The sequence below is a fragment of the Chitinivibrio alkaliphilus ACht1 genome (assembly GCF_000474745.1).
GTDB classification, from domain to species: domain Bacteria; phylum Fibrobacterota; class Chitinivibrionia; order Chitinivibrionales; family Chitinivibrionaceae; genus Chitinivibrio; species Chitinivibrio alkaliphilus.
The window spans coordinates 33,039-46,071 of the sequence record NZ_ASJR01000002.1 but is presented as its reverse complement, the minus strand read 5'-3'; the positions used below and the strand labels follow the sequence as shown (position 1 = coordinate 46,071).

13 protein-coding genes are annotated in these 13,033 nt (G+C 47.7%); 4 read left to right on the top strand and 9 right to left on the bottom strand.

Features of this window, described 5'->3' with window-relative positions; all coding sequences use genetic code 11:
- Nucleotides 1-74: 74 nt before the first annotated feature.
- From CALK_RS01150 to CALK_RS01110, 9 genes are all read right to left on the bottom strand, one after another.
- A complete protein-coding gene (locus tag CALK_RS01150) occupies nt 75-1,715 on the bottom strand; it encodes a hypothetical protein (protein WP_022635799.1) in 1,641 nt (546 codons plus the stop codon).
- Entirely contained in the window at nt 1,702-2,547 is an 846-nt protein-coding gene (locus CALK_RS01145) for a hypothetical protein (protein WP_022635798.1), read from the bottom strand. The genes CALK_RS01150 and CALK_RS01145 overlap by 14 nt, the downstream gene beginning before the upstream one ends.
- A gap of 12 nt (nt 2,548-2,559) precedes the next feature.
- Entirely contained in the window at nt 2,560-4,152 is a 1,593-nt protein-coding gene (locus CALK_RS01140; RefSeq protein WP_022635797.1) for a prepilin-type N-terminal cleavage/methylation domain-containing protein, read from the bottom strand.
- A complete protein-coding gene (locus tag CALK_RS01135) occupies nt 4,134-4,748 on the bottom strand; it encodes a pilus assembly FimT family protein (RefSeq protein ID WP_022635796.1) in 615 nt (204 codons plus the stop codon). Before CALK_RS01135 ends, CALK_RS01140 begins: the two co-directional genes overlap by 19 nt.
- A gap of 273 nt (nt 4,749-5,021) precedes the next feature.
- Nucleotides 5,022-6,638: a hypothetical protein gene (locus CALK_RS01130; RefSeq protein ID WP_022635795.1), complete on the bottom strand. Its 1,617-nt coding sequence runs from the start codon at nt 6,636-6,638 to the stop codon at nt 5,022-5,024.
- Nucleotides 6,625-7,470, bottom strand: a complete 846-nt coding sequence (locus CALK_RS01125) for a hypothetical protein (RefSeq protein WP_022635794.1) — start codon at nt 7,468-7,470, stop codon at nt 6,625-6,627. Before CALK_RS01125 ends, CALK_RS01130 begins: the two co-directional genes overlap by 14 nt.
- Entirely contained in the window at nt 7,470-9,068 is a 1,599-nt protein-coding gene (locus CALK_RS01120) for a prepilin-type N-terminal cleavage/methylation domain-containing protein (RefSeq protein ID WP_081697928.1), read from the bottom strand. The genes CALK_RS01125 and CALK_RS01120 overlap by 1 nt, the downstream gene beginning before the upstream one ends.
- Nucleotides 9,050-9,586 carry a prepilin-type N-terminal cleavage/methylation domain-containing protein gene (locus CALK_RS01115; RefSeq protein ID WP_022635792.1) on the bottom strand — a complete coding sequence of 179 codons (537 nt, stop codon included), beginning with the start codon at nt 9,584-9,586 and terminating at the stop codon, nt 9,050-9,052. The genes CALK_RS01120 and CALK_RS01115 overlap by 19 nt, the downstream gene beginning before the upstream one ends.
- A 119-nt stretch (nt 9,587-9,705) precedes the next feature.
- On the bottom strand, nt 9,706-10,464 hold the full coding sequence (locus CALK_RS01110; protein WP_022635791.1) for a phosphoglycerol geranylgeranyltransferase: 759 nt from the start codon (nt 10,462-10,464) through the stop codon (nt 9,706-9,708).
- Between the two features lie 99 nt (nt 10,465-10,563).
- Between CALK_RS01110 and trpS the strand changes: the two genes are divergently transcribed.
- The 4 genes from trpS to CALK_RS01090 are packed head-to-tail and all read left to right on the top strand — an operon-like array spanning nt 10,564 to nt 13,022.
- The gene (gene trpS / locus CALK_RS01105) at nt 10,564-11,562 is read left to right on the top strand and encodes a tryptophan--tRNA ligase (protein WP_022635790.1); all 999 of its coding nucleotides are present in this window, start codon (nt 10,564-10,566) and stop codon (nt 11,560-11,562) included.
- Nucleotides 11,563-11,580: 18 nt separating this feature from the next.
- Nucleotides 11,581-12,273, top strand: coding sequence for a YggS family pyridoxal phosphate-dependent enzyme (locus tag CALK_RS01100; RefSeq protein ID WP_022635789.1), 693 nt, complete (start codon nt 11,581-11,583; stop codon nt 12,271-12,273).
- Nucleotides 12,274-12,513: a YggT family protein gene (locus CALK_RS01095; RefSeq protein WP_022635788.1), complete on the top strand. Its 240-nt coding sequence runs from the start codon at nt 12,274-12,276 to the stop codon at nt 12,511-12,513. It abuts the gene before it with no gap.
- 23 nt (nt 12,514-12,536) lie between these two features.
- Nucleotides 12,537-13,022, top strand: a complete 486-nt coding sequence (locus CALK_RS01090; RefSeq protein WP_022635787.1) for a DivIVA domain-containing protein — start codon at nt 12,537-12,539, stop codon at nt 13,020-13,022.
- Nucleotides 13,023-13,033 lie beyond the last annotated feature (11 nt).

Here is a 13,033-nt window from a genome sequence, read left to right as displayed (position 1 = left end):
AGGGCGTTTCAAAGCCAAACAAAAAGAGCTGCCTCTACGGCAGCTCTTTTTATGCAATGGGACAAACTTGAACACTAAAAACTCCGGCTGAGCAATACCCCGCGTAATCTGTCTTCAACAATTACAACTTCAATTTCTTCCTCTTCTTCTTCACAGGAAAAACAAAGAAACCGCCTATCTCCATTACCATCTCCTTTTACGTCCAATTCATTCAGCACTACAGCATCAAAAGTGATCGTCGCATTTGCTGAAGGAAAGCTTGGATACCACTGAATAGCACCCCCTTCTTCATCATATTGAACATAGATTGCACCTTGGAAATTATCTACAGTATTTTCAGATCCTCCCACATGAAATGTTCCTGACATCCTGTAAAACAAACCACGAAAGTAATCCCACCCCCCAATATTACTAACAGCTCCTCCATTATTTATAATAGTGAAATGACCATTAGGTTCAACCGAAAACATAGAGCCTGTTGAGGTTGGCTGTAATGTACCATTATTTTCCACAATAACAATAAACCTACTGGTAATTAAGGAACCAGTATCGTACACATTTACAGTGGCATCTGATATGCGAATAACCGTAAACCCATTCCATGTTGCGTTTGAAGTTGCAAGATTTTCAAAATAAGTGGCATCTGCATCAGTACTGCTTAAGTCAATAATTTTATCATCCGGTATAACATCAAGATTAATAGAATACGGGCATTCCGGCGGAAGAGACAGAGAATCTTCAATATATTCCACAGTCATACTTGGTCCGTGAATGGTATTATTATCCCCATCAATCCAACTTTCATTTGGAAAGGCCCCTTCAGCATAATAGATACTTCTATTATTGAAGTTATAATTCCCATCACCCCAATCAATTTGGGGATTCTCCAACCAAAATGAACTTGACGTGTCTTCTGCAAAAACAAATGGTGCATCAGCGCCCGCACTAACAGCGCCTTCAGGAAAGCCACCCTTGCCTCTAAAGGTAAATGATGAAGGCTGAATTGATGGATGTGAACGTAATTCAAGTCTTGGACGTGTATAAAATAAAGCATTATCTGTAAATTCAAAGTGACCTTTGTACACCATCTGCCCATCAGAAGCCTGCGTTTGAAAAAAACCATTGAAAACTGAACCGGATGTTTGCTCATCAAAATTTACTGATGAACTAAATCGTGTCCCACCGTTGATTTGTACAGGGCCTCGCAATTCTAATGAAACATCATCCTCCATATAAATTGCATTCTGGTTCGGTATTTCACGCTCTTCATCACCCATCCCCTCCAATCGATACACCCCCATGGCGCTCGCCCGCGCACCACCTCGGCCAATCCCTTCCGAATAAAGAGAAATAGCTGAAGTGTGTGGGTCGAATCCCGTAACCTGCACACGAAATCGCGTATGCGTATCAAGAGAATCATAACTATCATCATCACCAATAAGCCAAACTTCCTTGTTTTTAGAATCATTTGCCCATCGATTCAAAAAGGTCACCACCTCTTCTTGGTCCGTCGAATCAGCGGTTTCAAAAAAGGCTAAGGCCTTGGTAAACCCACTGTGAACAGCAGACCGAGCGCTTTGAGAATTAGTAAAACTAATCTGCGCCATCTGCTGAGAGTGACTGAGATTGAGTAATGTAGCCGATATAATGCCCACAAGGGCAATTGCAATTACAGTGTATGACAGGGACATGCCCCGACGATTATAATATTCCATTGCTCGGTACCTCAATGATCGATTCATATTTACGGTATACATTTTTACTCTGTGCCGGAGGAGTATATTCACGATCTCCCGGAAATTCAAAGGTTCGCTCCGTGACTACTCCACCGGGCATAGAAGAACGAACCAACAGAGTGACTCTCACATACCGGATTGTATGACGCCCCCCTTCGGGGTCATCTGTCCAGGTTTGAAAATCAGGGGAAAATTCATACGTAAGAGCAACCACATTATCCGCAAGAACCGTAACAGTCTCCTGCGTTGCATCCCAATCTGAAAATTCCGGCTCTGGTGGGGAAGAAAGATCTATATCAAGGGGGGTGATTCGGCGATACAGCGAATCACCACTGAGAGTATAGGAAACCTGTTCTACCCGCTCAGGTACGCGGATTGTCTCCATAACACCACGGAAAAATGTGAGGGTATCAATAAGGGAAGCGTCGCCTTGAATAAATAGAAACGAGGCGGCGGAATCATTGGGCATAGGGTCTGGTGGAGAAGAATAGGCAAAGCTTCCGGTCCAGGTTCCCGGAATACGGGCTAGTCGGTGTTCCTCACGATAATCCACAGTGTCTGCGAAATCCACAGTGTCTGCGATAAGATAATGTTTAAACCCCATGGTACCCATATCACGGGAAATAATGTTAATGAGATCTGTCCCGGAATGCTGAAGATCTACAACGCGACGCTCATGTTCTGCTCCTGTCAGAAGAGAGGTGATAAAATCGAGGGAGTACGTAACAACAAAGAGGCTTACCACCATGTAGACAATAAGCTCTACAAGGGTAACACCTCTGGAATTTCCAAGTGGATTAGTGGTTTTCATTGCTGCTGTCTCCTATGGTGCACATACGTTAATTTCTTCCCAGCCATGATCACCGTGTGGACCACTTGGCTCCCTATGTCCTTGGCCAGCATTGATACACTCCCACAGTTTTCCGTTATTTACAACCAAATCACCTATGGAATAGGAGCCTAATGGCCACTCATCAACTCCCGCACAGGGATCACTCCCTTCACTTTCCCCGGTATCATCGCCATTTTCTCCATTCTCTGGGGCGGGAGTTACTTCTATAAAAAAGGTGGTTTGGATAGATGTTTCAGTATCCTCCCGATCTCTCGTTTCAACATTTATTTCGGTAGAACCAGAGAAATCAGCAGGCACTCCTGCAGAAGCATTCACTACTAGGGTGTCTTCAACAGCAGCAAAGAGATCACCCACAGGCACATCCCAGTTATACACCTCATAGCTATGATCGGCATCAATATCGGGGTCCTCCGTTTCAAACACGCCAACCACCGTCCCCTGGGGTGAGCCGGCCTCAATGGTGGTATTAGTCAGAGCAGTGCTTTCAGGAGTCTGGATAACATCACCAATGGGTATTGTCACGGTGGCACTGCCGGAAAGATCACCCAAAAGACCTTGAATCTGTAAGGAGTACTCCTGTACGCCCTCATCATAGTTTATTTCTTCCGGGGCACGTACATATATACGGCCCTTATGGGGCTGCTCGTTGCGAATTCCAAAGATGGAATCAGGATTCCCGCCCACAATGGACCACGAAATTTGTGCCCGTGATGCATTGTTTACTTCCATTGTATGCAGTACGGTGTCCTTTGGAATAAGACGCTCCACCTGGGGATCATCGCTCACCTGCTCAAATAATGTGTCGAGCACAGCGTCTTCTATTTGCGGGAGTACCGCCTCCACCAAATGCACCGAAATAGATGTTGATAGGGTTTCTCCAAAACAGTCAGTAAGAAGCACATCTACGGTATAGGAACCTGGAGAAAGTGCCTCAGCCGTATGCAACTTTCTGCCAACAATACGAAAATGATCATTATCCGCCTCCCCCGCTTCCAGAGATGGCTGGGCAAAATCACCCTCAGCACTGTCGGGGTCATGACCAATGAGTTCAGCCACAAACCGATCTATCCCGCTGGTGCCGCCCTCCGGTATGGTAATAACAAGGGGAAGCTGATCATGATCAACCACCTCTCCCTCTTCATTACGTATTTCAAGACTATCCGGGGCATCATTATTTTCTATATCAGGACAGACATCTCCGCGAATATATCCCGTAAGTCGTACTGAATCAGAACGTCCTGCACGGGTTTGCCATGCCGTTGTCACAGTGACTACAGCGGGATGGCCAGAATCATCTACCTCCCAGGAACGATCATAGGTCACTCCGTCCCTCTGAGGCGAATCACTGCCGTCTCGCTCAACAACAGAAGACCCTCCCGTAAGAGAAACCAACTTCTGCCGTGTCAATTCATACGCAACATTACTCTCTTGCGTATCACCACTTCTGTCTGATAAAAACATCATTGTCGAGGTGGCAACTGTTATGCCAATGCCAAGCACCACCATGGCAATCATGACTTCTGCTACGGAAAACCCCGAATTTTTTACTCTCGTTGTACCCATGACCCACCATTCCATTTAAAGACATGCAGGGTAGTACCTGCTTCTGTTTTAACTATGGCTGCCCCTTCCTGGGGAAGCTCCGTATTTGGAATGTATATGAGTCCGTGATTCATTGAGCCTATTTCGTCATTGAAGAAAATAAGACGGTTACTTCCGGAGGCGCCCGAAGGACTCTCCCAGTCTCCCTGAACCGCCTCTGTTGAGAGGGATATACCCAGCTTCGTTCCCAATTGCGATGCAGCCTCTGCGGGAAAGGGGCCAACAGACAAAGTGCGCAACCCATCCGGAAGAACTTCATCGGTTACATCACGGAGATGCTGAGAGGGCATTGCCGGTATCACCGCTGAAGGCCCATCAAAGGCGTGCACCTGTATGTTTCCACCGGAAAAATCGACAATGTATGGCGTATCATCCGCAATGGCCCGAGCCCGCAAAGATCTCAACTGAGATCGTACTGCAAAAATATCCCGTTCAAAACGTCTCCGGGCAACAAGGTTTCCAATGGAAAAGGTAACTGTTGTTGCTAAAATACCAATAATTGCAACAACAACTAACACTTCTACAAGGGTAAACCCGCGTTTGGATGAAACATCCATTGTTCCCCGCTCTATAAGGCTTCCTCTTATAAGTATAACGGAAAAAAACAATTTTACCACTTAATTTTGCATTTTTAGTAAAAAAGGTCAACCTTGTATCTCTTCTTTTTATGAAGAAGTTTTACATAAAAGCACAAAAAGAGGATACTGAAAGCCCCCTCATTCTAAAAGAGGGGGCTTTTGTATAGGAGTACTCTCTGAGAAACAGGGAAGAGAGAAAAATATGGGGGTAAAAAAAGCCTTTCCCCAAAGGACGAGGCAACACAGCCGTACTTAGAACGAACGGCTCAGAAGCGATGAAGAGATGCCGTTGGGAGAAACCACAATAACATTCTCTTCATAATCATCGGGGTCGCTAAAAAGCCCCACCGCTGCAAGCTCGTTGATCACGTCGGGGTTAAAGGTCACCATTTGATGAGCATTCCATCCTCCATCAAACTTCGTCCCCGCATCTTTCCCCGCATAAATAGCCCCGTCATAATGAGACAATGGATGACGAGCCCGAAAGGTTTGTTGATTGTCATCACTTACGGAGTTAAAATAAATAAACCCGCGCATATACTCCGGCTCATGGAAAGCATAGGAGGACCCATCGTAGTCTTCTGCATAAATTGCCACATTTGCCGTGGAGGTGGTATTGAGACGTATCCCCTGCCAAGCTGCTCCATTAATAATAATAATCGCTTTTCCGTCAAACTCCACCCCATGTGATTGAATAAGCATGCCGCCAGAGCTGATATTATCAAAATGAACCACAAGAAATTCATCTTCCCAGAGCTCTCGTTGTGCAAACTCCGTGTTTAACTCTTCTGCCGTAATAGGCCCCGTGGGGCGCCATATATCTCCATGCTGTAAGGGGAGATTATAGTTAAAATGTACCAAGCCGAGCTTTTCATGAACACCCACATGATTGGGCAGAGTATCAATATCATCTCCATAATCAGTATGGACATTGCCCTTATTGGTAAACTGATTTTCCAAGGGAGTCACTTCTCCATTCGCGGTTGTCACACTGGCAGACTCTGAGTAATGAAGATCTGCTCCGCCAAGATCATCCGTTCCTCCCCCATCCTTATCTACGGCACCATTAAAAAAGATGTTCCCCCCTTCCATAGTAAACCCTGAGGATCCATAACGAAAATCCTGGGCAAAGCCGACGTTATCCATGAAACGATATTCTCCACCATCATAATGTAGTGGACCGGCAAAATAGGCCGAACCATCAAATCGGGTGGTGACACCAATGCTACTTGTTTCCAGCTCTCCATCATGGTCTGCATCAAACCGAAAGGGACCGTTAAAGCGTACCGGTCCGTTATTCATCCTCATAACACGCCGCACTGAGGTTGGCCCATTAATCGTTAGTTGTACATTGAACTCGTAGTTCCCGTTATCTATCTGCAACGCATTAATCGGCACGGTAACATTCTCGACTCTCCGTTCTAATCCGTGGAGGGTATACACCCCAAGCGCTGATGCACGAGCGCCACCACGACCCACGCCCTCAGAAAAAATCGATATGGAGTAAGTGTTTGGATCAAACCCTACCACTTCAACACGGTACTCCATATTACCAGAGACAATCCAGAGACTATCTCCAACGTCACGATCTAATACCCACCGATCCCGTACCGCATCTGCGTCACCATCTACCCAGCGGTTTAACAACGCCACCACGGAATCTTCCATATCGCGGCTTTCAAAAAAGGAACGGGCATCATTGAGCCCCGCATGAACTGCAGCTCGCGCGCTCAAAGAGTTTGTATACTGAATCTCCTGTATACGATGACTGTGAGAAATACTGAGGAGTGTTGCCGCAATTATCCCTAATACAACCACCGCTATTATGGCGTAGGCAAGGGACATTCCCTTTGAATTATAATATTCCATTACTCGGTACCTCTACGGTTGCTTCATATTTTCGATACAAATGCCGGTCACTTTCAACACTGTACACCATATCGGTATCCAGGTCTTCGAGATCAGCGGCCCGTGCCAAAATGAAATCTCGGTTGGTTTGAACGCTTCCCTCCCGTGTGGAACGAATAAGCAGGCTGATGCGCATATAGCGAATCTCATCGCGCTGTCCTGAAGGATCTGCATACCAGCGTTCATAGTCAGGGGAAAAGGTAAATACCAGCCCCACGGTATTATCATGTATCACCACGGTGTCGCCCTGAGCAGCATCATAGGAACCATCGACAAAGGACGTCAAAACCCGTTTCAATTTACCCCCATTGACAAAATAGGAGACCCGTTCTGCCGGTTGGTCTGCCGGTTCAAGAGAGGTTTCCATGAGCCCGCGAAAGAACGTCAGAGAGTCGAGGACATCCCCCCCCACAGCTTTTTCAACAAAAAACGAGGCAGCGGAGTCTGCGGGAAGTGGGTCAGGAGCTGTCTCATAGACATCGGCCCCCGTCCATGTTCCCGGAATACGATAGCGGACAAAATCGGTGCCATTGGACGTGCCAAGGTAGTATTTAAACCCCATGGAGCCCACATCCCGCAGAAGCATATTGATAATATCTGAGCCATCGTGTTGAATATCCACCACGCGACGCTCTTGCTCCATATTGGTAAGTAGGGATGTGATAAGTTCCAGAGAAAAGGTGATCACAAAGATACTTACCACCATGTATACAATCAGTTCTACCAAGGTTACGCCACGACAATTTCCCGTGGGGAAGGAGGAGGATGCTTCCCCTTGATATCTCCGTGTCATTATTCACTCTCCTCTGGCACATCAAATCGCTTTTCAAAATTAGCACTCGAAATCTGCCCCCATGCGGCCCCATCAGTATTCACCACCTCATAGATACGCTCCCCATGACGAACAAGATCTCCCAATTCTGCAGAAGCCCATTCAAAGTTATCATTAAATACAGGCACATTATCTGTATTACGGAACCATGAATGATCTTTACGCTTTAGATTAACTGTAACTGTCTCTGTAAAAACAGTTCCCAGAAACGTGTCGGAATCTACATTGTGACGATCTGTCACCTCTATGGTAACCGATTCAGGCGATTCATCATCAGAGCCAATAAACCTGAGGATCGAATCATTTGTAATTTCGACATTGCTTCCCGATGTGATCTCAAAGGTGTGGCTCTCATCTCGATCAGGGTCTTCGGCCCGAAGTATGCCCACAGAGGGGGTAAATCCAGTACCTACAGGTATTTTCGGCACCCTAACATTGGAAAGGGTGCCCCCCGTGGGTGGCTCATTGACATCTTTTAACGAGACCGTAAAAAACGCAGAGGCAGTGTTTGTTTCATCATACTCTGCTGTAACACGGAGGGTGTAATTTTGCGTGCCCGTATCATAATCCAAATCTTTTTCTCGCCCCTCTTGAATATACACCAATCCCTCATCGGTAATAGCGAATATACCACCGCCGTCCTCGATGAGCTCTATTGTATCAAGATCTGAAAATGCAATACTCCCCCCCGTGAGTTCTGCCTGCACCACCTCGCGAGAATCTGGGTCAGCATAGGCAAACGTATCATAGTACGGGGATGTATCGGGGTAGTGCTCGTGAATGGACACATCCGGGACAGTAATGGAGAAGGAAAACTCCTGTTCCACCAGTATAGTCATTTCCGCTGTAAGAGTTTCATCAAAACAATCTCGCACCTCTATGAAGAGGGTGTACTCCCCGGTATCAAGGGGCTGGGCCGGATACAGTTCATCACGTGTAATGCGAAAAAAGGCATTGTCCCCCTCTGTATCATCCAGATGAAAGGAGAGGCGATCTCCCTCTTCAATATCAGGATCATGCCCCACCAAAGTGGCAAGGCGTGTGTTTTGGGAGAGAGAGTCTCCTTCAGCAACAAAAAACCGTACCGAATCATCCGCACTCTCACCGTCCTCAAGAGTAAAATGGGAGTCTCCCGCTACACCGTGGTATACGGTAAGACTTTCTGGGGGAGAGTTGTTCCCTATGTCGGGACAGGGAGATCCACGGAGTCGGCCGCGCAGTACCACGGAATCTTTTCTGCCGTTCACAGCCCATGTCGTAGTGACAATAACCGTTTGCTCCGTGGTCACCTCAGCCTCACGTGTATAACGTATCCCCTCACGTTCCTGCGTATCTTCGTAGGTGCCCACGCTCCGCGAGGGGGCTCCATCGCGCGTATACTCCATTAATTTTTCCTTGGTAAGCATGTAGCCGTAGTTACTTACCTTTGTGTCATCACCCTGCTGGGCAATATGAAGAATGGTAGAGGTGGTAATGGTGATGGCAATACCAAGAACTACCATGGCAATCATTACTTCCGCCACGGAAAAACCGTGTTTATTTACTCCCGCTTCAGCCATTGTGCTCCGTCCCAAAAATAGAGTGATAAGGTATTTCGTTCTGACGTTCGAACCAGGGCAAACCCTTCATCAGGGCGTTGAATATTTTGTAGATACACCACCCCGGAGGTAATTGTTCCAATGCCGTCGTGGTGAAAGGTAATTCTGTCATGATTAGCCCAATCTCCCTGAATAGGCTCTGACCCATCAAACCCGGCAAGCCCCGCAGGAAGATCTCCATATTGAAACAGATCAAGGGGGTCTGTAAACACCGAGGGATAGACCGTGTCATTTTCATCGACAAGACGAATATCATCGGGACTACTCTGTAGCTCAACGTACAGCCGCCGGTTGAGAGCGATGGCCTTTGCCCGCACATTTCGCAACTGTGAAAAGAGGGAAACAACCTGCGCCTCCGCTCGACGACGCTCTACTAAAGGCCCCACGGCAAAGGTAACAGTGGTCGCCAAAATTCCGATTATGGCCACCACCACTAACACTTCTACCAAGGTAAAACCGTGTGAATACTTATGTTTCATGTCCCATCCAGTTCTTGTATTGTGATTTTCAGTAGTATGCTATACTACCCACTCCCTCCGTAAAATATATACTACGTGCTACGCAGTTGCCTGATTTTTTTAGTAGGTACAGAAAAAGATCACCTGCGCCATGCCTCACGCACCACCCGCGCAAAATCTGCAAGGGTCTGTGTGCCCCCTGCTTCGGAAACAACAGTGCCCGTAACAATAATATCGGCACCGGCCGCAAGCTTCTCCTGCACATGGGCCACACTACGCAAGCCGCCACCGACAATGAGTGGCAGAGAGGTACTATGACGAACAGCCGTAATGAGCGCCGGCGGTACTGAGGAATGAGCGCCACTGCCCGCTTCAAGGTAGAGTAGTTTCTGTCCCATATACTCAGCGGCAAGGGCATGCATGGCTGCAATATCCGGCTTGTCCCGTGGCAAGGGCTTTGTGTTACTCATAAACTCCACGGAGGTGGTATTTCCCGACTCAACAAGAAGGTAGGCTGTGGCCATGGGCTCTATACCGGCTTGGCGAATGCGCGGAGCTCCCTTGAGCTGCTCCCCAATTAAAAAATTGGGGTTTCGGCCCGAAAGAAGCGTAAGGAACAACACCCCATGAGCATGGGCAGAAATCTGTGTGGCATCTCCGGGAAAGAGCAACACGGGAATATTCACGGCATCCCGTACGGACAAAACAAATTCATCAAAATGAACACTGGACATGAGAGACCCGCCCACAAGAATGGCATGGGCTCCGTGATCCTCTGCCGTACGCGCGCGCTCCCCCGCCTCACGAGGGGTTGCATCATCTGGATCAAGCAGCACCCAGAGAAGTTTTTCTCCTCGACGGGTTCGCTCCTGAATGTCTCTATACACCGTTTCTGTCATATCTACCTCAGCAAGAACTACCTGTCCAAATATACGTTATTGCTCTCCCCCTGTTTAGGGGCAAAAACTATTTTTTGCAAAAATACAAAAGGAGCAGAGATGGACCGAAAAATTTCACTCACGGGAATAAAGCCCACGGGTATGCCCCATCTTGGAAATTACATGGGGGCCATAGCCCCTGCCCTTGAACTTGCTCAGGAGTATCATGCGCACTACTTTATCGCCGATTACCATGCGCTCAACAGCGTGCGCGATGCCCATGAACTGCGACAAATGACCTATGAAGTAGCCGCCACGTGGATTGCCTGTGGCCTTGATCCTGAAAAGGTCCTGTTTTATCGTCAGTCAGACGTGCCAGAAACCTTCGAGCTTACCACCATGCTCATGGCCTTTACTGCCAAGGGGCTGATGAATCGCGCCCATGCCTATAAGGCACTGGTGCAGGCAAACGTTGCAGCGGGCAAAGATCACGACTTCGGCGTTAATATGGGGCTCTACACATACCCCATTCTCATGGCAGCAGATATTCTTCTCTTTGATGCCCACGTGGTGCCCGTAGGGAAAGATCAAGTGCAGCATTTGGAGATGGCTGCCGATATTGCGCAAACTATTAACGCAAACTACAAAGATGAGCTCCTCCGGATTCCCCGGGCCATCACCCACACCAATACCGCCTTGGTTATTGGACAGGACGGGCGTAAAATGAGTAAAAGCTACAACAACACGATCCCCTTGTTTATTCCGCAAAAACAGTTTCGTAAAAAAATCATGAAAATACAAACAAACTCTCAGGAAATTCACGAAGTAAAAGACCCGCAACAGTGTAGCGTTTTTGCGCTCTATTCTCTCTTTGCTACGCAGCAACAGCAGGAAGATCTGGCCGCACGGTACCGCGCGGGTGGCATGGGGTGGGGAGAAGCCAAAACCGCCCTCTACGAGGTTCTTGAAGAGATTATTGGGCCAAAACGAGCCATCTACAACGAACTCATGGGAGATACTGCACAAATTGATGCGATTCTCCAAAAAGGAGCGGAAAAGGCGCGAGAAAAAGCAGCGGCAAAAATATCCCAGCTTCGCAAAGCCATGGGATTTAACTAAAACCAGTACGGAGATACCATGGAATATTCATATCTTGACACAACCGTAGCACAGGTGCATGAAGAAATTAACCGCGCCTGTACCGACGCAGGACGTGATCCCTCAGAGATCACCTGCATTGTGGTGACCAAGAGAAAACCCTGTGCCTTGGCACAGGCGGTAATCTCTCGCGGCAATGTACATATCGGCGAAAACCGTCCACAGGAAATCATGGAGAAAGTCCCCCAGTTACAGGGAAACTTTACCATGCACCTTATCGGACAACTGCAGAGTAATAAGGTGAACAAGGTTGCTCCCTATATCGATTGGGCTCATTCGGTGGATCGACCTAAGATTATCACCAAGCTGAACGATGCTGCCGGGGAGCTTTCTAAGACAATCAATATCTGTCTGCAGGTGAACACCTCCGGTGAAGCGCAAAAGTCGGGCTGCCGTCCTGAAGAAGCACGTCACCTGTGCGAATTAATTGCCCAAAAGCCCCATCTTTCCCTGCGGGGACTTATGACCATGGGCCCCCTGGGGGGAACAGAACAGCAAACCCGTGCGGCCTTTGCAACCCTGCGGGCCCTCGGCGAATCAATCCAGGACCTCTGCCACGAAAAACGCGTAGAACTCTCCATGGGCATGAGTGGCGATTTCCCCCTCGCCATTGCCGAAGGAGCCACCATGGTGCGAATTGGCTCACGCATTGTTGGATCACGGGAGGAGTAAATGTGGGTTCTTGTCCTGCTTTTTAATGCAGCAGAGCTTCTCTTGCTTATTCGGATTATCCTCTCGTGGTTGCAGTATGAATCGGCAAATGAATTTACCCGCTGGGTGTGCTCTGTGGTAGATCCCCTTCTTGCGCCGATACGATCTTTTTTACCGCAAAACTCAATGGGCATTGATTTTTCACCAATTATTTTATTTATATTCATAGATATTGTGAAACGTCTGGCACTAACCCTTTGAGAACGTCATCTCTGTGAGGCTCCATGGAAATAACCCCTATTGAAATTAGGAATTACAAATTTCGGAAACAGCTGTTCAATGGTCTTGATGAAGATCATGTCATGAGCTTTCTTCAGCAGATTGCCGACGAAGTGGCCGACCTTTCTGCAAAAAACAATGCCATGGCGACCAAAATTAAAGAGCTCACGGGACAGGTGGGGCATTATAAAAAAATTGAGCACACCATGAATGAGACCCTTATGACGGCACAACGAGCCACCGACGATGCACGGGCCAATGCCCAAAAAGAAGCGGAGCTCATTCTCAAGGACGCGCAGGTACGGGCCGACCGCTATGAAGACGAAACCCGTTCACGAATTCATGAGTTAACCGGAGAGATACGCTCTCTACAGGCACAGAAAGAGAGTTTCCTCGCCCGATTTCGCGCAATGCTGCGTGACCAACTCTCGTATCTCGATGTAATGGGAGGACATCTTGACGATGACGACGCCTCTCACGATGACGAATAAGGCCTCCCTAT